Origin of the sequence: Gordonibacter urolithinfaciens, assembly GCF_900199375.1 — a bacterium.
In the GTDB taxonomy this organism is placed as follows: Bacteria; Actinomycetota; Coriobacteriia; order Coriobacteriales; family Eggerthellaceae; genus Gordonibacter; species Gordonibacter urolithinfaciens.
Genome location: NZ_LT900217.1, coordinates 2,041,703 through 2,064,341, shown reverse-complemented (window position 1 = coordinate 2,064,341; position 22,639 = coordinate 2,041,703). Strand labels below are relative to the sequence as shown.

Annotated in this window: 20 protein-coding genes; 10 read left to right on the top strand and 10 right to left on the bottom strand. The window is 66.1% G+C overall.

Annotated features, from left to right (window positions below; genetic code table 11):
- Positions 1–2: 2 nt before the first annotated feature.
- The 3 genes from BN3560_RS08845 to BN3560_RS08835 are packed head-to-tail and all read right to left on the bottom strand — an operon-like array spanning position 3 to position 2,168.
- Complete coding sequence (locus BN3560_RS08845; RefSeq protein ID WP_224767814.1) at positions 3–662, bottom strand: 4Fe-4S dicluster domain-containing protein; 660 nt, start codon at positions 660–662, stop codon at positions 3–5.
- Positions 659–1,528: a bifunctional 5,10-methylenetetrahydrofolate dehydrogenase/5,10-methenyltetrahydrofolate cyclohydrolase gene (locus BN3560_RS08840; protein WP_096227768.1), complete on the bottom strand. Its 870-nt coding sequence runs from the start codon at positions 1,526–1,528 to the stop codon at positions 659–661. The genes BN3560_RS08845 and BN3560_RS08840 overlap by 4 nt, the downstream gene beginning before the upstream one ends.
- Positions 1,529–1,553: 25 nt before the next feature.
- A complete protein-coding gene (locus BN3560_RS08835) occupies positions 1,554–2,168 on the bottom strand; it encodes a cyclodeaminase/cyclohydrolase family protein (RefSeq protein WP_096227767.1) in 615 nt (204 codons plus the stop codon).
- A gap of 429 nt (positions 2,169–2,597) precedes the next feature.
- Here BN3560_RS08835 and BN3560_RS08830 point away from each other — a divergent pair, with 429 nt between their 5' ends.
- A complete protein-coding gene (locus tag BN3560_RS08830; RefSeq protein WP_096227766.1) occupies positions 2,598–3,893 on the top strand; it encodes an ATP-binding protein in 1,296 nt (431 codons plus the stop codon).
- 70 nt (positions 3,894–3,963) lie between these two features.
- Here BN3560_RS08830 and BN3560_RS08825 read toward each other — a convergent pair whose 3' ends face one another.
- Complete coding sequence (locus BN3560_RS08825; RefSeq protein WP_096227765.1) at positions 3,964–5,652, bottom strand: formate--tetrahydrofolate ligase; 1,689 nt, start codon at positions 5,650–5,652, stop codon at positions 3,964–3,966.
- Between the two features lie 629 nt (positions 5,653–6,281).
- Here BN3560_RS08825 and BN3560_RS08820 point away from each other — a divergent pair.
- The 3 genes from BN3560_RS08820 (at position 6,282) to BN3560_RS08810 (ending at position 7,747) form a co-directional block, all read left to right on the top strand.
- Complete coding sequence (locus BN3560_RS08820; protein WP_096227764.1) at positions 6,282–6,563, top strand: hypothetical protein; 282 nt, start codon at positions 6,282–6,284, stop codon at positions 6,561–6,563.
- Between the two features lie 114 nt (positions 6,564–6,677).
- Positions 6,678–6,824 (top strand): hypothetical protein, encoded by a 147-nt coding sequence (locus BN3560_RS14370; RefSeq protein ID WP_157780565.1) that lies wholly within the window; start codon positions 6,678–6,680, stop codon positions 6,822–6,824.
- Between the two features lie 692 nt (positions 6,825–7,516).
- On the top strand, positions 7,517–7,747 hold the full coding sequence (locus BN3560_RS08810; RefSeq protein WP_123649834.1) for a hypothetical protein: 231 nt from the start codon (positions 7,517–7,519) through the stop codon (positions 7,745–7,747).
- On the opposite strand, the gene BN3560_RS08805 is transcribed toward BN3560_RS08810, so the two are convergent.
- Complete coding sequence (locus tag BN3560_RS08805; RefSeq protein WP_096227761.1) at positions 7,744–8,526, bottom strand: type III pantothenate kinase; 783 nt, start codon at positions 8,524–8,526, stop codon at positions 7,744–7,746. The genes BN3560_RS08810 and BN3560_RS08805 overlap by 4 nt on opposite strands.
- A gap of 124 nt (positions 8,527–8,650) precedes the next feature.
- Here BN3560_RS08805 and BN3560_RS08800 point away from each other — a divergent pair, with 124 nt between their 5' ends.
- The 3 genes from BN3560_RS08800 to BN3560_RS08790 all read left to right on the top strand — a co-directional run bounded on the left by BN3560_RS08800 (position 8,651) and on the right by BN3560_RS08790 (position 11,934).
- Positions 8,651–9,346 (top strand): response regulator transcription factor, encoded by a 696-nt coding sequence (locus tag BN3560_RS08800; RefSeq protein ID WP_015539450.1) that lies wholly within the window; start codon positions 8,651–8,653, stop codon positions 9,344–9,346.
- 23 nt (positions 9,347–9,369) lie between these two features.
- Positions 9,370–10,386: a sensor histidine kinase gene (locus tag BN3560_RS08795; protein WP_227115073.1), complete on the top strand. Its 1,017-nt coding sequence runs from the start codon at positions 9,370–9,372 to the stop codon at positions 10,384–10,386.
- Between the two features lie 150 nt (positions 10,387–10,536).
- Complete coding sequence (locus BN3560_RS08790; protein ID WP_157780564.1) at positions 10,537–11,934, top strand: helix-turn-helix transcriptional regulator; 1,398 nt, start codon at positions 10,537–10,539, stop codon at positions 11,932–11,934.
- Positions 11,935–12,006: 72 nt separating this feature from the next.
- On the opposite strand, the gene BN3560_RS08785 is transcribed toward BN3560_RS08790, so the two are convergent.
- A complete protein-coding gene (locus BN3560_RS08785; protein WP_157780563.1) occupies positions 12,007–13,446 on the bottom strand; it encodes an SLC13 family permease in 1,440 nt (479 codons plus the stop codon).
- Positions 13,447–13,787: 341 nt separating this feature from the next.
- Between BN3560_RS08785 and BN3560_RS08780 the strand changes: the two genes are divergently transcribed.
- Together BN3560_RS08780 and BN3560_RS08775 are read left to right on the top strand one after the other, a co-directional pair.
- Positions 13,788–15,221 carry an SLC13 family permease gene (locus tag BN3560_RS08780; protein WP_096227759.1) on the top strand — a complete coding sequence of 478 codons (1,434 nt, stop codon included), beginning with the start codon at positions 13,788–13,790 and terminating at the stop codon, positions 15,219–15,221.
- Between the two features lie 383 nt (positions 15,222–15,604).
- Positions 15,605–16,270 carry a haloacid dehalogenase type II gene (locus BN3560_RS08775; protein ID WP_096227758.1) on the top strand — a complete coding sequence of 222 codons (666 nt, stop codon included), beginning with the start codon at positions 15,605–15,607 and terminating at the stop codon, positions 16,268–16,270.
- A 31-nt stretch (positions 16,271–16,301) separates the two neighbouring features.
- Here the strand turns inward: BN3560_RS08775 and BN3560_RS08770 are convergent, their stop codons facing one another.
- The 3 genes from BN3560_RS08770 to BN3560_RS08760 form a co-directional block, all read right to left on the bottom strand.
- Positions 16,302–17,006, bottom strand: a complete 705-nt coding sequence (locus BN3560_RS08770; protein ID WP_096227757.1) for a hypothetical protein — start codon at positions 17,004–17,006, stop codon at positions 16,302–16,304.
- A gap of 215 nt (positions 17,007–17,221) precedes the next feature.
- Complete coding sequence (locus BN3560_RS08765; protein ID WP_087189993.1) at positions 17,222–17,560, bottom strand: oxidoreductase; 339 nt, start codon at positions 17,558–17,560, stop codon at positions 17,222–17,224.
- 2 nt (positions 17,561–17,562) lie between these two features.
- Positions 17,563–19,803 carry a molybdopterin-dependent oxidoreductase gene (locus tag BN3560_RS08760; protein WP_096227756.1) on the bottom strand — a complete coding sequence of 747 codons (2,241 nt, stop codon included), beginning with the start codon at positions 19,801–19,803 and terminating at the stop codon, positions 17,563–17,565.
- 885 nt (positions 19,804–20,688) lie between these two features.
- Between BN3560_RS08760 and BN3560_RS08755 the strand changes: the two genes are divergently transcribed.
- Positions 20,689–21,798: a 3-oxoacyl-ACP synthase III family protein gene (locus BN3560_RS08755; protein WP_096227755.1), complete on the top strand. Its 1,110-nt coding sequence runs from the start codon at positions 20,689–20,691 to the stop codon at positions 21,796–21,798.
- 126 nt (positions 21,799–21,924) lie between these two features.
- Here the strand turns inward: BN3560_RS08755 and BN3560_RS08750 are convergent, their stop codons facing one another.
- Positions 21,925–22,536: a biotin transporter BioY gene (locus tag BN3560_RS08750; protein ID WP_096227754.1), complete on the bottom strand. Its 612-nt coding sequence runs from the start codon at positions 22,534–22,536 to the stop codon at positions 21,925–21,927.
- Between the last annotated feature and the right edge of the window lie 103 nt (positions 22,537–22,639).

Genomic DNA, 22,639 nt, shown 5'->3' with positions numbered 1-22,639 from the left:
GGCTACTCCCCCTCGTCCAGGCTCGCGTTGAGCTTCATGCTGGCGAACGACGCCGTGGCGCGGGCCGCCGCCTTGCGCTTGCTTTGGCGCGCGCGCTCCATGAAGTCGGCGTCTATCAGGCGCAGCGCGTCGGTCGGGCACGCCTTCGCGCACGCCGGGCCGCCCGCGCATCCCGTGCACAGGTCGCACTTCACCACCGTCGAGCGCGTGCGCTTGCGCTTCTTCGCCCGGGCCCGCGCCCGCGCGCCCTTGGCGGACTTGTCGTCCTTGGCCGCCGCGTCGGCCGCGGCCGCCTCCTCGGGCGTGGGCTCCGGCTCGGGCGGCAGCTTCTCGGTCACGATCTCCACGGCGCCGTAAGGGCAGGCCAGCACGCAGTTGCGGCAGCCGATGCACTTCTCGGGGTGCACGCCCACATGCTCGTCGTCGCTGAACAGGCAGCCCGTGGGGCACGCGTCCACGCACGGCGCCTCGGCGCAGTGATGGCAGCCCACGGGCGCCGATATGGTGCGCGTCGTGACCAGCGTGAGGCGCGGCACCGCCACGTCGCCGGGGGCGTCATGGCGCATGAGGCAGGCCGCCATGCACGTCTTGCAGCCGATGCAGACCGAAGGGTCGGCGATGATGAACTTCCTGCCGGCAGGCGTCGCTGCGCGCAAGCTCACCGCCCTCCTTCGCGCGCGGCGAGCGCGGCCTCGGCGGCGGCCACGGTGTGGGCCATCGTGACGCTGGTGGTCACCGTGCCCAGGCCGCGCGGCACGGGCGTGAGGGCGTCCACCACCGGCTCTGCCGCGTCGAAGTCCACGTCGCCGCAGAGGTTGCCGTCGGCGTCGAAGTTGATGCCCACGTCGAGCACCGTCTGCCCGGGGCGGAAGAACTCCGCGCCGAACATGCGGGCACGGCCGGTGGCGCAGATCACGACGTCGGAGGCGCACACGACCTCGGCAAGGTTCTCGGTCCTGCTATGGCAGAGCGTCACCGTGGCGTTGCGGCGCAGCAGCATCATGGACACGGGCTTGCCCACCACCAGGCTGCGGCCCGCCACCGCCACGCGCTTGCCTTCGAGCGGCACTCCGTAATGGTCGAGCAGCTCGAGGCACGCGGCGGCCGTCGAGGGCGGAAAGCCCGTGGCGCCGTCGGTGAACACCGAGGCCAGCGAGGCGAGCGTGATGCCGTCGACATCCTTCTCGGGGGACAGCAGCTCGCAGGCGCGCGCCTCGTCGATGTGCACGGGCAGCGGGCGGAACAGCAGGCAGCCGTGGATGGAGGCGTCGGCGTTCACCTCGGCGAGCGCGGCTTCGAGGACCTCCTGCGGGGCGTCCTCTGGCAGGACGAACGAACGCACGGCGATGCCGAGCGACTCGGCGCGCTTCTGGGCGGTGCGCTCGTAGGACAGGTCGTCGGGGCGCTCGCCCATGCGCACGATGACGAGCGCGGGCACGATGCCGGCGAGCCCGAGCGCCTCGATGCGCGGCGCGAGCTCCTGCGCCAAGCGGTCGACGACGGGCTTTCCGGTGAGGAGGGTTGCCATGGGAGTGATTCGCTCCTTCGAGGGTTTACGAGACGGACGTTTTCACGAAGTCGAACAGCTCGTCGCAGCGCTCACGCGTGCGCGCGGCCAGCGACTCGGCCTCGCCGCGGTAGCGCGCGGCCTGGGCAGCGTCGTCCATGGAGGCGGCGTTGATGAAGATGTTGAGGCTGGCCCCGTCGGAGGCGGCCCGGGCGAACGCGGCGGCCACGCCCGCGTCGGAGCGCGCCATCTTGGAGCCGTGATGGGCCAGGTAGTCGGCCTCGTCCACCACGTCGGCCACGGCGCGCATGATGGCGAGGGGGACGTCGCTCGCGCCGACGAGCGCCTGCTGGAGCGCCGCGTTCTTGGCGGCCTGCTCATCCGGCGTGGCCTTCGGCAGGCGGTAGGCGGCGGCCAGGGGCTCGAACGCGCGGGCGTCCTCGTCCACGAGCTCCACCAGGCGGGCGCGCAGCGCGTCGAGGCGCGCAAGCGAGGCGCGCACCTCGTCCTCCACGTCGGCGTAGGTCTTCTTCCCCACCGTGAGGTTGCCCACCATGGAGGCGAGCGCCGCCGCGAGCGCGCCCGCGTAGGCCGAGGCCCCGCCGCCGCCCGGCGTGGGCGCCGCGCTGGCCAGCTCGTCGATGAATGAGGTGTCGTACATGGCGCCTCCCTTTGCGCGAGCGTCAAGTGTGATCGGGATGGCCGGCCGCTGCGAACACGCCGCACGTCCGGCATTCCGTATGATAGCCCACCGCCCGCAATAACCCCATACGCCCCGCGAAACATGCACGAACCCTCGACGTGCGGCCACGGTGCTACCCCCCCCCGATTTTCGCTCCAAAAACACGCCTCGTGCGCTGAGGCGTGTTTTTGGAGCGAAAATGCACCTGAATCAAGCCAACCCAGCGTCATCTTCTAGTTCACAAGCGGAATCGAGTTCAGTCAGGTCCCAGTCCCTGGGTCCCAGACCCGGTTTCACTTCAGGCCCCAGTTTTCCTCTATTCTGCAAATCACTTTCGCTCTATTTTGCAAGCAAGTTTTCCTCTATTTTGCGATACACTGACGATAAACCCATTTCGGAGGGAGTGTTATGAGCTTACAGCCATCGGCGTATCGACCTCGGATCATCGATGAGAAACTTGCCCGCGCGCTCAAAGCATTCGGAGCAGTCGAAGTGGCGGGCCCCAAGTTCTGCGGCAAAACATGGAGCAGCATGGCGCAAGGAGAGAGCATCGTCCACATTGACGACGACGCCGTGCAACCCGCCATCGAGTTGGATGCGAGCCTGGCGCTTGAAGGGGCGCGGCCCCATATCATAGACGAATGGCAGGAGGTTCCCAAAATCTGGGACACCGTCAGGCGTTACGTAGATGCGACGGGAAACGAGAAGGGGCAGTTCATCCTCACCGGCTCGTCCACGGTGGACAAAAGGCAGGTTTCCCATAGCGGGGCGGGCCGCATCGCCCGCCTGCACATGCGCCCCATGAGCCTGGCCGAAAGCGGAGATTCCGACCAGTCGGTTTCCCTGCGCGGCCTTTTCGAGGGATCCTTCGAACAGCGCGCGGTCAAAACCGACGTCAGAAGCCTCGCCCGCCTCATCTGCCAAGGAGGCTGGCCCGCCTCGCTCGACGTCGACCCTTCCCTCGCGCGTGATCTCCCCGCACAGTATCTCGCCGCATTGTTCGAAGTTAGTGCACGCAAAGCCGATCTTGATCCCTACCTTGCCCGACGGGTGGCGGTATCCCTGGCAAGAAACACCGGTAAAACGCTCACCTACAAAACGCTGTTCGCCGACGTGTCCGAAGGCGAACCGTCGAGCAAGTTGAGCGATGCGGGCGTTCGCGAGCGCCTTGAACCGTATCTGAGCTTTTTTAAAGCCCAATACTTCATCGAAGATCAAAGGGGCTGGGATGCGCCGATCAAATCACGCTCGCGCGTGCGCACGAAGCCCAAGCGAACCTTCGCCGATCCTTCTCTGCCGGCTTCGCTCCTCGGCGTGGCACCGGAGCGCCTGTTGTTCGAGACGCAGTTGTTCGGCAACCTTTTCGAGGAGCTCTGCCTGCGCGACCTGCGCGTGTACGCGGCGGCGTTGCAGCAGGCACCCGAGGCGGAGGTGCTCTACTACGCCGACTCGGACGGGCTTGAAGTGGATGCCGTCATCGAGCTTGCCGACGGTCGATGGGGCGCGCTGGAGATCAAGCTCAGCGACGAGAAGGTGCCCGAAGCGGTCAGGAGCCTCACGAGGCTTGCGAACAAGGTGTCCTCCAACCCGGCTGCCCGCAACAAGGAACCCGCTTTCCTCGCCGTTCTGGTAGGCAAAGCGGCTTTCTGCCGCAAGACGCCCGAGGGGGTGTACGTGGTTCCCATCACGTCGCTCACCGCATAGAGTCCGCTGGACAAAAAACGGGGCCCGGCGACGCATGTCACCGGGCCCCGTTTGTAGAGACGGAAGCCTTTTAGAACAACCCGCTGATCTTGCCGTTCTCGTCCACGTCGATCTTGAAGGCGGCGGGGGCCTTCCCAAGGCCCGGCATCGTCATGATCGAACCCGTGAGCGCCACCACGAAGCCGGCGCCGGCCGACACCTTCACTTGGCGCACGGTCACGGTGAAGCCGCGCGGCGCGCCCAGCTTGGACGCGTCGTCGCTGAAGGAGTACTGCGTCTTGGCCATGCACACGGGCATGGCGCCGAAGCCGAGCGCCTCCAGCTGGGCCAGCTCCTTCTTCGCGGCCGGCTCGAACACGACGCCGTCTGCGTGGTAGATGCGCTTGGCGATGGCCTCAATCTTCTCGGCCAGCGTCAGGTCGTCGCCGTAGGAGAACTCGAACGTCTCGGCGCTGCGGCCCTCGGCGTCGCCCTCGGCGCACAGGCGCACCACCTCGGTCGCCAACGCCTGGCCGCCCTCGCCGCCCTTCGCCCATACCTCGGAAAGCGCCACGTTCACGCCCAGCTCGCGGCACTTGGCCTCCACGAGGTCGAGCTCGGCCTTCGTGTCGGTGGGGAACGCGTTGATGGCCACCACGCACGGCAGTTTGTATACCTGCGTGATGTTCTCCACGTGCTGCAGCAAGTTGGGCAGGCCGGCCTCCAGGGCCTCGAGGTTCTCCTCGTTGAGGTCCGCCTTCGCCACGCCGCCGTGATTCTTCAAGGCGCGCACCGTGGCAACCACGACCACGGCGTCGGGCTTGAGGCCCGCCAAACGGCACTTGATGTCCAGGAACTTCTCCGCGCCCAGGTCGGCGCCGAAGCCGGCCTCCGTCACGCAGTAGTCGCCCAGCGCCATGGCCATGCGCGTGGCCATGATTGAGTTGCAGCCGTGCGCGATGTTGGCGAAGGGGCCGCCGTGCACGAACGCGGGCGTGCCCTCGAGCGTCTGCACGAGGTTGGGCTTGAGCGCGTCTTTGAGCAGGGCCGTCATGGCGCCTTCCGCATGCAGGTCGTGCGCCGTGACCGGCTTGTCGTCGTAGGTGTAGCCCACCACGATGCGGCCCAGGCGCTCCTTGAGGTCGATGATGGACGTGGCCAGGCAGAAAATGGCCATGACCTCGGAGGCCACCGTGATGTCGAAGCCGTCCTCGCGCGGCACGCCGTGGGCCTTGCCGCCCAGGCCGTCCACGATGTTGCGCAGCTGGCGGTCGTTCATGTCCACCACGCGCTTCCACGTGATCTTGCGCACGTCGATGCCCAGCTCGTTTCCGTTGTGGATGTGCGCGTCCAGCAGGGCCGCCAGCAGGTTGTTGGCCGCGCCGATGGCGTGGAAGTCGCCCGTGAAGTGCAGGTTGATGTCCTCCATGGGGATGACCTGGGCGTACCCGCCGCCGGCCGCACCGCCCTTGATGCCGAACACGGGGCCGAGCGACGGCTCGCGCAGCGCCACGACCACGTTCTTGCCCTGCTTCGCCAGCGCGTCGGCCAGGCCCACCGTCGTGGTGGTCTTGCCCTCACCGGCCGGCGTGGGGTTGATGGCGGTGACCAGGATGAGCTTGCCCGGCTCGTGCTCCACGTCCTTGAGCAGGTTGTAGTCCACCTTCGCCTTGTTGGTGCCGTACATCTCCAGGTACGTTTCCGGCACGCCCGCCTTCTCGGCGATGGCGCTGATAGGCTGCGGCTTCGTTGCCTGGGCAATTTCGATGTCGCTCAACACGTGGGGCCCTCCCTTTTCCTCGTCGGTGCGCTTTCCTGCATTCTACTGGTTTTTCGGCCCGTGACCACCTTGTTTTCCGCAAGGGCCATCAAATACCAGCAACCGGGGAGCTCGGGCCGCTCGCCCCCAGCTCAAAATCGGAAGAGGAGGCGGGTGCCGTTCGCGCTATGCACGCAGAACGGCACCCGCTCATCTTGAACGGAGAGCGAATTTGAGCGCACCGCAGCATGTCCCAAAAGGCGCCTGTCCCCTTTTGGGACATTTTCACGCGTTGTCGCTCGGCGGGTCGATCACCAAAGAGCCGACCGGCAGAGGACGATCCCTCGGAACCAGCACGAGCGAATAGCCTGCGATGCGGGCGATTGCCGCCACCGTCCCACACTCGGAGTCTCCGGGTCGATGCAGAGTCGAACTCAGCCAGGTAGCTGAATGGCCGAGCTCGACGGAAAGAGCTCTATGACTATAGCCGGATTCCTCCACCATTGTTCTAATAGCTTCATTTGTATTCATGAGCACACCTCCTGTTACTAGAAGGATGGAGGAAAGCGCTTTTCTCAAAGCAAATTGCATAACTAGAGTTGATCGAATAACTTTAGTTGTGTACACTAGGTGGACGAAAAGGGGGATTCATGGCCAAGAATAAGCACGCATCTCGAAGGGGCTCTATCCCCATCGACGTCATCGACCGCATCGACCTTGTCAAGCGGGAAGCGCGAGAGCTTGAAGATGCTCTTCTCTTCGCGAATGCCGCCGTGAGGTCGAACCCCGAGGAAACCGGCGAGTACCTAGAGGGCGAGCTCGCCGCCTTGGCCCTTTCGGCGCAGCGGCTTCGCGCCGATGCAGATGAGCTTCGCATCGCAGCGACGCCCTTCATGCCGAAGCCGAGGAAACGCTGCTGCGCATCCGCTTGATCTTCGCGGCAGCAACGGAGCGGCGGCCCGCGTTAACCTTCCCGGAGGCTTCAGGTATAATCGAGACGCTCGGCCGGCGATCCAGGGCAAATGCGACACGGGGAAAGAGCGCTCATGGTCAACCAGGTAAAACGCTACGAACTGCGGCTTTACGACCGGGCGCTGCTCGTCTTCTCTGCGATGGCCGACGCGTTCGGAAACGTGTCGTCCTCCGTCCTCGACAGTGGCGATGACGCGCGCAGCCTCTTCCCCCTCCCCTGATGCGTTACCTGGGACAGAATCCCCTCAAAGAGTGGCTCGATACGCGCGTCGTGCCGAAGAACCGACGATTCGCGGACAAGATCCTCGCCCAAGCAGGGCTGACCCCCGGCGACACCATGGGCATCATCGACGTGTGCCTGGGCCTTTCGATCAACGACGCGTACTGAGTGGTTCCCGAAGGGTTCGCGGGCACGTTCGCCGCTTACAACCTGTTCGACAACGAGCTGGACGAAGCTCTCGCACTGACGGCCTACACGGGATACCCCTCGCCCAGCATCGCCGCGCGGGGCTTTCGACCGAATGGACCACCGACGGCCAGTACCCGAAGGCCTGGCGAAGAATCGACGATGCGCTCCTCCTGTTCAAAGCCGGCACGGAAGGGTACGCCAACTCCGGCATGGAGCCCTATTCGGAGTTCTTCGCCGCGCAGGCCGCCGAAGCATTCGGCATCCCCCATGTGGACTACGATCTGGAGAAATGGCAGGGAAAGCTCGCTTCGGTCTGCCCGCTCATGCACGACAAGGACACCGCCTTCGTGCCGTTCTGGCCCGCAACCGGGCAGTCGCGCTTCCCCGCGAACCTCGCTGCGGCGGCGCGGGTTTCCCCGGAGGCATTACGAGTGGCCCCGCAAGGCCGGCAGCCAGGCGCCCGCCGGCAGCAACCTGCCCTTCGACCAGGTGCTCCAAGTGGTCATGACCGAGCGGCACCGCGAGGCGCTGCGCCGTATGCTCTCCTTCGAGCTGACGAACCACCCCGTCTATCCCGTGGATGAGGAGCGGCTTGACGCCCTCAACCGGCTCTTGGGCGCGCGGGTGCGCCAGATGCTCGCGATAGAGCCGACAAGCTCGGCCGACGTCCTCGCGCGCATCGAGGGCACCCTGCCCGAGGACGCCTTCGTCCCCGCGGCTGCGGTCGGCGTCTAAACCCCCGTGCCCTTCCCCTGCGCCTCGTGTATCAGGCGCAATCCTTCCAGCGTGAGCTCCGGGTTCGTGACGGTGATGGTCTGGGAGAGCTCGGCCACGCGGGGGGCCAAACCGCCGGTGGCCACCACGGGGGCCTCGTAGCCCAGCTGGGCGAAGATGCGGCGCACGAGGCCGTCCACGCGGTCGGCCTCGCCGTACACGATACCGGCCTGGATGGCCTGCTCGGTGCTGCCGCCAATGGCCGTGTGCGGGTCCACCAGGTCGATGGCGGCCAGGCGCGTGGCGCGCGAGAACAGGGCCGCGGCACTCGTGTCCACGCCCGGTGCGATGACGCCGCCGATGAAACGCCCCTCGCGGTCCACCACCTCGATGTTCGTGGCCGTGCCGAAATCCACCACCACCACGGGCGCGCCGTAGAGCGACCGCGCGGCCACGGCGTCGGCCACGCGGTCGGCGCCGATCTCACCGGGGTTGGCGTACGTGGTGGGGAACAGCTCCCCGGCCGAGGCAGCCGTGCACACGAGCGCGTCGATGCCCAGCATGCGGTGCAGCGCCGCACACCACGCCTGCGTGAGCTGCGGCACCACGGAGGCGAGCGCCGCCCCCTGCAGGTCGCCCGGGGCGATGCCCTCCGAGTCCAAAAGCGGCAGCACCTTCACGCGCAGCTCGTCGGACGTATGGCTCTTGTTCGTGGCCACGCGCCACATGTGGGCGAGCACCTCGCCCTCGTACACCCCCACGACGGTCTGGGTGTTCCCCACATCGATGGCAAGTAACATGTTTTTGACAAACCCCCTCGGACGCAGGCGAAACGGACGGGAGCGGATATAGTTGCGGTTGATCATTATACCAAGCGGTCGCCCGCCGCCTTTATCTGACTACGCACTCGTAGAAAGGTATCACATGAACGATACACCGAACCGCATCCTCGTCGTGGACGACGAGCCTTCCATCACGGAATTCGTCAGCTACGCCTTGAAGAAGGAGGGTTTCTACACCGACGTGGTAGACAATGGCGAGGAGGCCCTGGCTCTGGCGACGAAGAACCCCTACGACCTGTTCGTGCTCGATATCATGCTGCCCGGCATGGACGGCTACGAGCTGTGTCGCCGCCTGCGCTCCAAGACCACCGTGCCGGTGCTGTTCCTGTCGGCGCGCGACACGGAGCTCGACAAGGTGGTGGGCTTGGAGATCGGCGGGGACGACTACCTTGCCAAGCCGTTCGGCGTGCGCGAGCTCATCGCCCGCGTCCGCGCGCTCCTGCGCCGCGGCTCCGGCGGCGACTTCCCCGGCGCGAACCACGCCATCACGGCCAGCGGCATCACGCTGGACGAAGACGCCCACACGGCATCGGGCGAGCACGGCGAGATAGACCTCACGCCGCGCGAGTTCGAGCTCTTGGCCAGCCTGATGAAGAACGCCGGCAAGGTGGTGTCGCGCGAGGACCTGCTGCGCGATGCGTGGGGTTGGGAATACTTGACGGAAACCAAGACGGTCGACACCCACATCAAGCGCCTCCGTGATAAGATTGAGGGCGCCGGGTACGATCCCGGCCTGGTGGAGACGGTTCGCGGATACGGGTACAGGTTCAGACAATAAAGAGGCTGCAGACATACTTCTCCTTGCTGGCAACGCTGCTCATGCTGCTCGCCGGCGCCATCATCGTGCTCACCTGCTTCATCGCCTTCGGCACTCCGCCGAAGGCGTTTCTACTTCTCATACCCACGGGGCTGGTCACGTTCGTGCTCAGCCTCATCATCGGCCACTTCCTGGCCGAACCGCTGAACGTGCTGGTGAAGAAAACCGAGGCCGTCCGTTCCGGCGCCGACGTGTCGCTGGCCCCGGACGGGCGCCTGCACGAGGCCGACGAGCTGTCGAAGACCATCGACTCGCTGGTGAAGAAGACGAAGTCCCAGCAGATCGACCTCGCGCTCAAGGAGCGCCGCCAGTCGGCATTCGTGAGCGACGTGGCCCACGAGCTGCGCACGCCCCTCACGGCCATCCGCGGCAATGCCGAGATGCTCTCCGACCCCGACCTGCCGCCCGAGCTGCACGACAAGTTCTGCTCCATCATCGTGGGCGAGAGCGAGCGCTTGAGCCGCCTGACGAACGACCTTCTGGCCCTCCAGCGCATCGAGAACGACCATACCCCGTTCGAGCTCTCGCGCGTGAACCTGAACAGCCTGGCCCACAGCGTGCTCGACGCGCTGGAGCCCATCCTGCGCGACCGCGAGGCGAACACCGAGATCGTGGGCGAAGCGCCCGACGTGCTGGGCAACCCCGACCGCCTCAAGCAGGCCGTGACGAACCTCGTGGAGAACGCAAGCCGCTTCATCGACCCCGGCGGGCATATCGTCATCGAGTTGTTCGGCCTGCGCGGCAACTCCATCCTGGCCGTGAAGGACGACGGCCCCGGCTTCGGCGACGCCGACCCCAAGCTGCTGTTCGACCGCTTCTACCGTGCCGATGCCTCGCGCAGCCGCGGAACGGGCGGCACGGGCCTGGGGCTGGCCATTGTGAAATCGGTGGTGGAAGCGCACGACGGCACGGTGGAGGCCATCAACCTGCCCGAGGGAGGAGCCTGCTTCATCGTGGCGCTCCCCTCCATCCCAGCGGAGGCAGTCCCGGGGAAAGCCTAGGGCGGCGGAGCACCGCCGCGCAACGGCGCCGGAACAACGCAGCCCGCAGCCACGGTCTGCGCCATTCACCGCAGCGGTTTGCCTATAATGGAACGACGCGCCGCCGGCGTAAGGCGGCCTATGCAAAGATTCAGGGGAAGGCAGCGCACTATGAAAGTGAAGAAAGCGCATGTGAGAACCATGCTTCCGGTTGCCTCGGCAGGATTCGCCTCTTTCTGGGCCTGGTTCTACCTCGTGCTCTTGAGCCCTTATCCGGCAAGCCACGCCGGCGACCTGTCGCTCGTTTTGAAGCTCGCGTTCCTTGTGGGCGTCCTGGCCGTGCTTTTGCTCGTGTACCTGAAGCGCGACCTTTTCAGCCGGACGGAGCACGACCCGCTTCCCTGGGCGGCAGCCCTGCTATCCCTTCCGCTTGGGCTGCTCAACCTCGTCGCCCATTACGCGGCCGTTCCCCCGGCTGCGTTCTTCGCCGCCTGGTTCCTGGGCGGGTGCGGCTTCTCGCTCATCTTCCTTCTCTGGCCCAAGGTGTTCATGGTGGGTTGGCAAAAGGACGTGGGGGCGTACTTGTCGGCAAGCGCCTTGGCGGGGGCCGTGGTCTACCTCTTCGCCTGCGAGCTGTTGCCGCCCTACGGTGACGTTGCGCTCGTGCTGCTGCCGCTGGCATCGCTGGCCGTGCTCCACTATGTGCGCACCCACATCGTGGGCAGCGAGCAGGAGCCCGACTCGCCGCTCGAGCAGACGCGCCTGTTCCCGCTTACCGGATTCACCGTGGCCGTGTTCGGCGCGCTGTTCGGCATCGCGCTGTACCTGCTGTGCGCGAACCTGGACGCCGTGGACCCGCTGGCCGTCGCGGCGGCCGTCGCGTGCGGCGCCGGGCTGCACCTGGCGCTGAGCGTTCTGGTGAAGCGCTACGTGCCGTTCGGCACCGCGGAGAAGGTGGCGCTTCTGCTGCTGGTGGTGGGCTTTCTGGGACTCGCGTTCCTCGGACCGGGGCTCATGCTGGCATGCTGCCTGTTCATCGTCGGCGTGTACGTGTACCTGGACTTCTCGAACCTGAGCGCGCTCGTGGGCTTCGCGAGCGGCCATCCCTCGCCGTTCTGGCGCATCGCCCGCGGCCAGCTGGTGCTGCCGGCGGGCATGATCGTAAGCTGGAGTTTGTGCATGGCCATCGAGTATGCGAATCCGAGCCTGTTCGCTTACGTGCCCTACCTGGCGCTCGGCCTGCTGTTGGCGCTGGCGCTGCTGGCCGCGTTCGTGCCGTTCAAGGACAACACGTTCGCCGACAAAACGGTGAAGGCCGAGATCGTGGAGGGAGGCTACTTCAAGCAGCGCTGCAACCAGGCAGCGCAAACGTACAAGCTGTCGAACCGAGAAGGCGAGATCCTGTACTACCTGGCGAAGGGGCGCAACGCCCAGTTCATCGCCGACGAGCTGAACATCTCGGCGTACACGGCCAAGACGCACGTGTACCACATCTACCAGAAGATGGGCATCAACTCGCAGCAGGAGCTCATCAGCATCGTGGACTCCACGGAGGTCGTGTACCAGTAAGGCGCCGCCGGGTTCGTCGGGCGCGGCGTTCCGGCGGGCGAACGGCGCCTGCCAGCTGACGCCCCAGCTACCCTAGTATCCCACGGCTGCCACGAGCGGGGCGAGCACGGTGGCGTGCAGCGCCATCATGGCCAGCGTGGGCAGCACGCCCGCCTTGAAGAAGTCGGTCATCTTCCAGTAGCCGTAGCGGAACGACAACATGTTGTTGCTGTCCACGCCCATGAGGAACGTGGTGGATGCGTTCACCGCCACGATGACCGTGAACACGACAGGACTCACGCCGAACGCGGCGGACAGCGACGCGAGCGGTATGAGACAGATGGCGATGAACGCCGGTCCCACGGGTATGACCAGGCGCAGCAGCGGCAGCAGCGCCGCCGTGGCGCCCACGATGGCCGTGCCGCTCACCGCGAGCTTGCCCACCGTGGAGCCAAAGAGCCAACTGGCCGCCCCCTGTTCCTTCACGCCTCCCGACAGCGACTGCACGCAGCCGATGAGCAGCACGATGTTCCACGACACCGACGCCGTGTACTCGCGCCACGTGAGCACGTCGAGCCCCGGCAGGAAGAACAGCACCAGGCACAGCACCGCGATGGCCGTGGCATCCCAGCCCGTCCAGTTGCTCGCGATCCACAGCGCGAACGTCACGCCCATGACGCCGAGCACCTTCCAGTCAAGCGCCTCCAGCCTGCCCACGGCGCGCCCCTTCTCCTCGATGCAGGCCATGGTGGCCGCCGAGATGGGCTCCGGGCGGAACACGAGCGTCACCGACAGCCAGCACGCAACCAGCAGCACGAGCGCGATGGGCATGCAGATGGCCGTCCAGTCCAGGAACGATATCTCTATGCCGGTGTTGGCGGCCAGCACGTTCATGGCCATGATGTTCATGGCGCTGCCCGACGGGATGGACTGCCCGCCCACCACCGACGCGTACGTGATGCCTATCATGAGCGCCCGCCCCAGGTTGGACTTGCCGGGCTCGCACCCCTCGATCTTGAGAATGCTCGATACCGCAATACCCGCGAACAGCGCCGTGCAAGGCAGGTCGGAGATGAAGAACGACAGCACGGCGGCCGACACCATGAACGCGCCCACGGTGGCCCGCGCGTTGCCCTTCGTCAGGCGCATGAGCGCGAACACGATCTTCGTGGGCAGCTTCGTCTTGAGCAGCGCCGCCGTGATACCGAACGACGCCAGGATGAAGAAGATCACGCTGCTGATGAACCCGCTCCACACGCCCCCGTTGAATTCCAGCACGCCGAAGGCGGGCATGAGCACCATCATGACGAGGCCCGAGATGGCCACGGGCACCGGCTCCGTCACCCACAGGAAGATGCCCGCCACCATGAGCGCCAGCGACATCTTCCCCGCCTCGGAGAGCCCCTCCGGCGTGGGCCCGAACCATGCGGCCGCGATCAACGCCACCGCCACCGCCACGCAGGCGACCCTCCTGGCCGCCGAACCGCCTGCCAGCGCCTGGCTTCGTTTCGCGCTCCGTCCCTTTTCGCCCATCGAATACCTCCCCCTCGCACGCCGAGCCCTCGAACAGGCGCCCACCATAACGTGAACCCGCAAGGCACGAATCGGACGCCTGAAAGGAAAGCGCACGAACGCCATACTACTGTGCGTATGACCCCCTTCATGCGGGTTCTTCATACGGATTTTTCGATGACTTCCCCCGGTTTTAGCAACGGCCATTCGATTCACGATCCCGCGCGCTCGGAGATAGTGGGAGGCGAGCATTCGGCGGAGAGGCGCGTCCCTTGCACGGCGCGCAGCGGAGAAAGGGGGATGGACCGAAGCTCCAACAGAACAAGGAAGCAACTGGAAAAGCAAGGGGGTTGATTCATCTCATGTCCGACAACAAAAAGCAACAAGGCACGTCGCTCGGCAAGAGGCTGGCGCTTATCGGCGTCGCCGTGGCCATCATCGTGATAGCGCACTTCCTTCCCACGCCGGAAGGGCTGTCCTACGCGGGCAAGATGGCCATAGCGCTCATGGTGTCCGGCATCGTGCTCTGGGTGACGGAGCCCGTGCCCATGGCCATATCGGGCCTGGCGCTCATGTGCCTCATGCCGGGATTCGGCATCTTCCCGTACAACGGCACGCCCGGCGTATGGGCGAACTTCATCAGCAACGTGATCTTCTTCATCCTGGCGTCGTTCGGCATCACGTCGGCGCTGCTGAAGACGAAGATCCCCACGAAGATCGTGTTCACGCTCATGCACATCACGAAGGGCAACGCGAAGCTCACGGTGCTCATGTTCATGGTGGCCACGGCCGTGATCTCGGCCTTCGTTTCGAACCTGCCCTGCACGGCGCTGTTCGCGGGCATCGCCATGTCCAGCATCATCGAGGTGGAGCAGAAGAACGGCACCGCGAAGCACGCCGCCAACCTGGGCAAGGCGCTCATGATAGGCATCGCGTACGCCTCGTGCATGGGCGGCATGATCACGCCGGCCGGCTCGGCGCTGAACATCATGACGCTGAACATGCTGGGCGCGAACGCGGGCTTCACCATCTCGTTCCTCGACTGGGTCATCATCTGCGCGCCTATCGCCCTCATCCTGCTGGTGGTGTGCTGGCTGTCGGTGGTGTTCATCTTCAAGACCGACCGTATCTCCGACGAGACGATGCTCGCCATCGAGAAATCGGGCGCGTCGGTGGGCAAGCTCGACGGGTTTGACAAGAAGGTGCTCGCCATTCTGGCGCTCATGATCGTATGCTGGGTGGCCAGCAATTGGACGGGATGGGACGCCACGGCCATCGCCGTTGCGGGCCTGGCGCTGTTCTTCCTGCCCGGCATCGACGTGCTTACCTGGAAAGAGTACATCGCCAGCGTGCAGTGGGCCATCGTGCTGCTCATCGGCTGCGTGCAGTCCATCGCGGGCGGCATCAAGGAGCAGGGCGCGGCCAGCTGGCTCTTCGGCGCCACCGTGGGCAAGATGGCCGTGTCGGCCTTCGCCGTGGTCGCCGCCACCGCCGTGGCGCTGCCGCTCATGCGCCTGATCATCCCGGTGGGCCCGGCGCTCATCGCCATCAGCCTCATCCCGCTTGCGGGCATGGGCCCTGCCATGGGCGTGTCGGCCGCCGTGTTCGCCATCATCATCGCGTTCAACGCCAACACGACGTTCCTTCTGGGCGTGGACAGCAACAACATGATGACGTTCAAGCACGGCCAGTGGAAGATGGGCGAGTTCTTCAAGGCCGGCATCGCGCCGACCATCGCCATGATGATCCTCCACGCCACCATCCTCGCCCCGCTCGTGGGCCTGGTGGGGTACTGATTCGCGACGTTCGAGCTCTCTCCGGACTCGCGTTTCCAGGGCCCGGACCCCGCAAGGGGTCCGGGCCCTTCCCTTTTCCGAAAGCGGTGCCGGAGCGGCCGGCCGTGCGGGCCCGGGCGAAGACCGTCCGAGCGCCACAGCGGGTTCGCCGCCTGCCCCAACGACCTCGCCGTCGCACTGCCTTCCCCCAAGGGCCCGCGCCTCTATGAACTTGACCCCGATAATTGTGGTCGCTTTCGTTGAATCCGACCAAACTGCAGGGGCTCGCCTCAAAACGGGTGCGGGTCCTTTTCTGCTTGCCGCGCCGATGGTTTCGGCGCACAATGGAGGAGGCTGCAGCGTTGGCGGCTGCGGCGGGATACTCAGGGGAAAGGGAAACGGCCATGATAGAGGCTATCGCGTTCGATGCGTACGGCACGCTGTACGACGTGTACTCGGTGGAGCGGAAGTGCGAGGAGGAGTACCCCGGCAGCGGGGCGGCCATGAGCCGGCTGTGGCGCCAGAAGCAGCTGGAGTACTCGTGGCTGCGCACGCTCATGGGACGCTATGCGGACTTCTGGCGCGTCACCGAGGACGCGCTGCGCTACACGCTGGCCGAGCTGGGCTTGGAGGGCGACGAGGGGAAGATAGCGGCCATCATGGCAACCTATCTGGAGCTGGAGATGTACCCCGAGGTCATAGAGGCCATGGCGCGTTTCGGCACGCGCAAGAAGGCCATCCTCACGAACGGCAACCTGGGGATGATCCAGCCGCTCGTCGCGCGCTCCGGGCTGGGCGCGCACCTGGACGCCTGCCTGAGCGCCGACGAGGCGGGGCTGTTCAAGGTGCGGCCCGAGGTGTACCAGTTGGCCGTCGACCACCTGGGCGTTGCGCGGGAGCGCCTGCTGTTCGTGTCGTCGAACGGCTGGGACGTGGCCGGCGCCAAGGCGTTCGGCTTCACCGTGGGTTGGCTCAACCGCCGCGGCCTGCCACCCGAGGAGCTGGGCGTCCGCGCGGATTACGAGGCATCCAACCTGCTGGAGCTGGCGGAGATGGTGGTTTCGGCCTGACGGGCGCCGCCCCACGGGCCTTGGCTCGCCGCTACGCGACGCCTTCAGGTTTTAACATGGCAGCTGCCGCTTCCGGCATTGCGGGCATCGCCACGTCGTCGAACTCGAAGCCAGGCTTCGCGCACACGGTGCAGAAAGCGGGACGACGGCCGGCCACGACGAGGCCGCAGGCCGGGCAGAGCGAGAAGAGCCCGGCAGGACGGGCGCCCTCGGCCATATCGAGGCAGAGGCACGCGGCGGCCTGCTCCACCTCCTGCAGCTGGCGGTAGAGCTTCGCGATGTCGCGGTAGCCGCGCACGCGGGCGCGCGCGGCGGCGTCGCGGCAAGCCCCCGTACTCCAATCATCGAGCCGCCCGGACGCGACGCGCAGGGCGTCGTCCAAGCTCGACGGCAGGGACGTGTACGCCGCCGGATCGACGCTCTCGGCATGCAGCGGCCCGCGGAAGGCCTCGATCGCAGCCAGGTGAGCCCGCTCGCCAGCCGCCAACGCGTCCAGCACGGCACCGTCCTCCGGGCGGCCGGCCGAGCGGGCGGCATCGGCCAACAGGGCGAACGCGCGTTTCTCCGCCAGGCATCGGGCGCGGGCGGCCTGCAGGTCGTCGTAGACCGCGCCCACGTTCTCCCGCGTGAACGCCGCCTGCTTGCGTGCACGATGGCGACGGTACGCGCGCATGCCCAGCAGCTCCAACGCCACGAGGCCCGCCACAACCGCGACGAGCAGCACGATGGTATCCACAACGGCCCCTTTCCACACAAAGATTCTGTCACGGCAGCGCAAAACGCCTTCTCCGCCTCGTGCCGCGCATCAGATTTTTCGAATTCTGGCAGACTTTGGAGGGTATGCGTCGCATGTCCAGCCGCTTTCCTGCATGCGACGACTCGGCCGGCCGCAGTCTCACGGCCGGCCGCTGACCCGCGTCCCGGCACGCAGCCGGGACGCGGGCCCCTTGCTTACTCGCCGAGGGCGAACACCGCCTGCTTCGTCTTGGCGGCCAGCTTGGCGTTCAGCTCCTCCAGAGGGCCGTACTCCAGGCATTTCGCCTGGCAGTGCTGCACGCAGGTAGGCACCTTGCCGAGAGCCTGGCGCGCAGCGCACAGGTCGCACTGGTCGGTGGGCACCGGCATGTAGGCCAGCTGCCACACGTCCTCGTCGATCTTCCACGGGCCTATCTCGTTCACCAGGATGCCCGTCTGCCCCACCGGGTAGCCGTGCTCCATCTGGCATGCGAACTCGCACGAATGGCAGCCCGTGCACCATTCGTAGTCAACCAAGATTCCGTACTGGGCCATTGTTACTCACCGTCCTCGAGCTTGTAGAGCCTGCAGATGCTCGTCTTGTAGTTGGAACCGAACCCGCTCTTGCCGGGGCTGTACACCATGAGGTTGTTGATGTTGTACTCGAACACGTCGAAGAACTTCTCCGGGTCGCCCTCCGGCCGCCACCATGCGTGGTCGCAGGCCACGATGCGGGGATCGGTGAGGATGGGCGTCGACTCGATCTTGATCTTGGCACGGCCGTTCTGGTTCTCGATCCACACCCACTCGCCGTCCTCCATGCCGAGCTCGGCCAGCTTGTCGGGATGCACCTGCACGATGGGGTCGGGGTGCATCCGGCGCAAACGCTCGATCTGGCGGTGCTCCGAGTGGAAGTAGCTCCAGTTGCGCGCGCCCGTGGTGAGCACGAGCGGGTACTGCTCGAACAGCTCCGGCGTGGAGCCGGGGCCCGGATCGGGCTCCTCGAAGTACGGCAGCGGGTCGAGCTCGGCCGCGTTGTAGAACGTCGACCACAGCTCGATGCGGCCCGTGGCCGTCTGGAACCCGGGCTGGCCGTCGTTGCGCATCTTGCCGGTCTTGTACTTGTAGTACTCCACCGGAAGGTACACCGGCGCCTCCTCGCGCAGCTCCTCCCACGAGTAGCCCGTGGGCTTCAACAGCTCGGTGAACATCTCCTCCGGCTTCTCCCAAGGCCAGGCCTCGGGGTTGAAGCGCTTGCCCAACTCCAGGTTGATCTGCATGTCGGACTTGCACTCGCCGATCTGCGTGACCTTGTTGATGACCTCGCCGCGCTGCGGCCCGTCGCCCACGCGGATGCCGTTGCGCTCGGCGAACGTGGCGGCAGGCAGCACGACGTCGGCCAGCGCCATGATGGTGGGCGTCATGAACAGGTCGACCGACACGATGAAGTCGCACTTGTTGAACGCGTTGTACACGCGGTGAGGGTCGGCGCCCATGCAGGCGATGCCGTTCGTGGTCTGGAAGTGTGCGCCGTGGATCTCGTAGGGCACGCCCGTCTCCATGGTCTCGATGAGCACGTCGGGCGAGGACTGCTTGAAGCCCATCTGCAGCAGGCGGTAGCGGTCGAGGCCCAGGCGCTTCGGCTCCTGCTCGGGGGGCAGCAGATCGCGGCCCCAGCCGCCGGAGTACGCCATGATCTCCGCGGGGGGCACCAGGCCGCCCGGGCAGTCGATGTTGCCCGTGATCTGGAACAGCGCTGCGATGGCCTGGCCGGCGGGGATCGCCTCGCGCGTCATGTCGATGGCAAGGCCCCACTGCAGCGTGGCCGGCTTCGCCGCGGCCAGCATGCGGGCGGCGCGCACGATCTTGTCCTCGGGGATCCAGGTGATCTCGGCCACGCGGCCGGCCGGATACTCCTGCACGCGCTCCTTCAGCTCGTCGAAGCCGTAGCACCAGCAGTCGACGAATTCCTTATCGTAGATTTCCTCGTTGATGATGACGTTCAGCATGCCGAGCGCCAGCGCCGCGTCGGTGCCGGGACGGATGGGCAGGTGCAGGTCGGCCTTCGCCGCGAGGAACGTCACGCGCGGGTCGATGACCACGGTCTTCATGCCGCGCTTCATGAGGTCGATGACCCAGTGGCCGAAGAAGCCGTCCGAGTTCGCGATGAGGGGGTTGTTGCCCCACACGAACATGACCTCGGGCATGGTCCAGCCCTCGTGGTCGAACCGGTCGGGGAAATGCTGGGCCACGTCGGCGATCCAAAACGAGCCCGTCGTGGCGGCCATGCCGGCCACGCGCGGCAGGTAGCACGCGTTGCCCGAGAGCACGTTGCCGTAGTTCGGGCTGCCGAACGACCAGCACAAACGCGACTGCCACGGCGCGATGTCGCGGCCGGTGCCGTGGATGAACACCACGGACTCGGCACCGTACCTGTCCTTGATGGCGTTGAACTCGCGCTCCACGATGTCGTAGGCCTCGTCCCAGCTCACGCGCTCCCACCTGTTCTTGCCGCGGTCGGCGCGGGCGCGCTTCATCGGGTAGGTGAGGCGGTCCTTGTGGTTCACGATCTCGGGCATGTCCAGGCAGCGCACGCACAGGCGGCCGTCGGTCATCGGGTTCTCGGGGTCGCCCTCCACCTTCACGAGCTTGCCGTCCTTGTCGGTGTACATCAGCACGCCGCACCCCAGGTGGCATCCCGGCCCCGACCACGCGCTGCCGCGCGTTACCGTGTACTCGCCTTCCTCGTAGCGCCACGGCTTCTCATGCGGGATGGTGATGCCCTCTGATTTCTCCATGCTTCGCCCTCCTTGGTTCTCTCGTCGAATAGCACTGGGGACAGCATGCCGCGCAGGGCGGGACCGCGAATCGCCGCGGCAACGTGAAATCGCGCCACAAGCGTCACGATATGGGATTGATGAGGGACGAAGGGCGGCATACTGCCGAGGGTAGTATGCCGGGAAAAGGGGCCGATGGACCGCCACAAGACGCAAAGGCTCTTCCAAGCCGTCGTAATCTCCGATGCGGCACACGGTCGCGACCTCGTTGAGCGAGCACACCATCATGAGCAGGCCGTCGTCGGGCGCTCCACACGATGACGCCTTCACCGCGGCTAATGCGGGCAATGTCTCGGCCCGCCGCATGTGGCGAGGAAAGTGGCGGTGTCAATCATGTACTGGCTTTCGGAAAGACACCCATCGACACAGTAATCACCGATTTTCCACATCGCCAGACCTATCAACAGCGAAGGAGAACGCTTCTATCAGAGAAATCCCAGGTGGGGTTACTTCACTGTCAAGCAAATTTTGCTGGAATATCCTACGGAGGCCAGAAAGGAGGGGCCCGTTGTAGAAAACCGGTGATTACTGTGCCATTCGATGCCGACTTCTCGATGTTCATCCGTCTATCTGCAAGCACGCATGCGGCAACCTGCAATAGAACGCAACGAGAACGTCATCCGCCCACTCCCAAGGGTAGCGGGCAGTTGGAAACCCTCGCAATGAGGCGCCGAGCATCCACTGCGCGAGGGGCTTCGTGCATTTTTTGGAGCCGCATGCTTTTCCTCAGTTGCAAGCCTATAATAGACAATTAGTTTGATTATCGAAGTATTGTCGACTCTTACGCGGAAGCCCGTTAGCAGTAGGTGGGGCAGGCGCATCTTGGTCGAAGGCAGGAGAAACATCGTGGGCAGTGCATTGGTGGGATTCGGCAAGGCGGTTCCGGCGCTTGAGGTGCAAAACGACGACCTGAAGGCGCTCGTCGACACGAACGACGAGTGGATCAGGACGCGCACCGGCATCGAGAGCCGCCACGTGGCCGTAGGAGAGTCGAACGCCGACCTGGCCGAGCAGGCGGCGCGCGAGGCACTGGGCTGGGTCGAAGGCGGCTTCGCCGAGCGGTGCCTCGAAGCGGGCGAGATCGACCTCGTGGTGTTCGCCACCATCACGCCGGACACGGTGGTGCCTTCGATGGCGGGCCTGCTGCGCCGCCGCCTGGGCCTCGAGAACGCCATCGCCTTCGACGTGAACGCCGCCTGCACGGGCTTCGTCTACGGCTTGACCGTGGCCGAGGCCCTGATGGCCGCGAGCGCGCCGAAAACTCCGGGCGCCGCCGGGCGCAACCCCGTGCGCCGCGCCCTCGTGGTGGGAGCCGAGCGCCTGACCCGCCTGACGAACTGGGCCGACCGCAACACCTGCGTGCTGTTCGGCGACGGCGCCGGCGCGGCCGTGCTCGAGTGGAGCGACGAGCGCCCCGGCATCCTGGGCAGCTACATCGTGAACGAGGACGACGTGACGAACGCGCTGTCCTGCCCCGCGACGTACGACGCGCCCCAACCGTTCGACGCCGACGGCATCGCGCCGGCGGTCGCGGACACGGACGCGGCGGCTGCGCAGATCGCCGACGAGCTCGCCGTGCGCGAGGCCATCGAGGACGGCCGCCCGCGCCAGACCATCTACATGAACGGCCAGAAGGTGTTCAAGTTCGCCGCCGAGGCCATGACCGTCGCCGTCAACCAGGCGCTCGACCGCGCGGGCATCGCGCTGGACGAGGTGGCCTGCATCGTCCCCCACCAGGCCAACGAGCGCATCATCAAGTACGCCGCCAAGAAGCTCGACCGCCCGATGGACCTGTTCCAGCTCTCCATCGCCCACGCCGGCAACACCTCGGCCGCCAGCCTGCCCATGGCGCTGGCCGAGGCGTACACCGCCGGCCGCATCAAGCCCGGCGACAAGGTGGTGCTGGTGGCCTTCGGCGGCGGCTTCACCAGCGGCGCCGTGGTGTACGAGGCGTAGGCACACGCGCCCGGCGGCATCGCCTGATCCGCCAAACGCTCCTCAAACGCGAGATACCCCCGGCGCTCAAAGCTCCTCCTCGCTCGCCGACAGCTTCGCCGACGCTGTCGCAGGAGAATCGACCCCCTACCTCCGCGGCACGGCGCGCGTGACGGCGCGGGCGCAGGCAACGGCGGCGACGGCTTTCACCAGGTCGGGGATGGCGAAGGGGGCGATGGTTACGGCGAACGCGGCGGCAAGATCCACCCCTACCACCGCGGCGTACTGCACGCAGCCGCACGTGTACGTAACGATGATGAATACGAGGCAGGCAGCCAGGTCGACGGCCCACGCGCGCCCTCCTGCAAGCTTCTTGCCAGCTGCGCCGCCGCCAAGCGCGCGGCGCAGCGCCGCCCGCACAGCGAGCGCCACGGCCGCGGCCACCACATACCCCCACAGATAGCCCCCCGTGGGGCCCAGCAGCATGCCGATGCCGCCGCGCATGCCCGAGAACATCGGCAGCCCCACCGCGCCGAGCGCCAGGTAGCCCGCAATCGCCGCCAGGCACTCGCGCGGCGTGAGCGCGAGCAGGGCGAACATAAGCGCGAACATCTGCAGCGTGAGCATCACAGGGCCGAACGGTATGGCCACCCACGCCGAAACGCCCATGAGCGCGATCGTGAGCGCCACGAACGCGATCGAACGCGTACTCCCCCGCGTGCCCGCCGTCTTCTTTCCCTGCACCGCCCGCTCGTCCATGTGCGCTTCCTTCCTGCATGCGACTTGCTCGCCGCTTCCGTCAGACCGCGTCGCAGTATAGAAGAGCCCGCCGGTTCGCGTAAACCAGCGGACTCTTTCCAGG

What these genes read in the sequence shown, in the direction of transcription:
- BN3560_RS08840 (WP_096227768.1), bottom strand. Translation starts at nt 1,528, where the DNA reads ATGGCAACCCTCCTCACCGGAAAGCCCGTCGTCGACCGCTTGGCGCAG.
- BN3560_RS08835 (WP_096227767.1), bottom strand. Translation starts at nt 2,168, where the DNA reads ATGTACGACACCTCATTCATCGACGAGCTGGCCAGCGCGGCGCCCACG.
- BN3560_RS08830 (WP_096227766.1), top strand. Translation starts at nt 2,598, where the DNA reads ATGAGCTTACAGCCATCGGCGTATCGACCTCGGATCATCGATGAGAAA.
- BN3560_RS08820 (WP_096227764.1), top strand. Translation starts at nt 6,282, where the DNA reads ATGGCCAAGAATAAGCACGCATCTCGAAGGGGCTCTATCCCCATCGAC.
- BN3560_RS14370 (WP_157780565.1), top strand. Translation starts at nt 6,678, where the DNA reads ATGGTCAACCAGGTAAAACGCTACGAACTGCGGCTTTACGACCGGGCG.
- BN3560_RS08810 (WP_123649834.1), top strand. Translation starts at nt 7,517, where the DNA reads ATGACCGAGCGGCACCGCGAGGCGCTGCGCCGTATGCTCTCCTTCGAG.
- BN3560_RS08805 (WP_096227761.1), bottom strand. Translation starts at nt 8,526, where the DNA reads ATGTTACTTGCCATCGATGTGGGGAACACCCAGACCGTCGTGGGGGTG.
- BN3560_RS08800 (WP_015539450.1), top strand. Translation starts at nt 8,651, where the DNA reads ATGAACGATACACCGAACCGCATCCTCGTCGTGGACGACGAGCCTTCC.
- BN3560_RS08790 (WP_157780564.1), top strand. Translation starts at nt 10,537, where the DNA reads ATGAAAGTGAAGAAAGCGCATGTGAGAACCATGCTTCCGGTTGCCTCG.
- BN3560_RS08785 (WP_157780563.1), bottom strand. Translation starts at nt 13,446, where the DNA reads ATGGGCGAAAAGGGACGGAGCGCGAAACGAAGCCAGGCGCTGGCAGGC.
- BN3560_RS08780 (WP_096227759.1), top strand. Translation starts at nt 13,788, where the DNA reads ATGTCCGACAACAAAAAGCAACAAGGCACGTCGCTCGGCAAGAGGCTG.
- BN3560_RS08775 (WP_096227758.1), top strand. Translation starts at nt 15,605, where the DNA reads ATGATAGAGGCTATCGCGTTCGATGCGTACGGCACGCTGTACGACGTG.
- BN3560_RS08765 (WP_087189993.1), bottom strand. Translation starts at nt 17,560, where the DNA reads ATGGCCCAGTACGGAATCTTGGTTGACTACGAATGGTGCACGGGCTGC.
- BN3560_RS08760 (WP_096227756.1), bottom strand. Translation starts at nt 19,803, where the DNA reads ATGGAGAAATCAGAGGGCATCACCATCCCGCATGAGAAGCCGTGGCGC.
- BN3560_RS08750 (WP_096227754.1), bottom strand. Translation starts at nt 22,536, where the DNA reads ATGGACGAGCGGGCGGTGCAGGGAAAGAAGACGGCGGGCACGCGGGGG.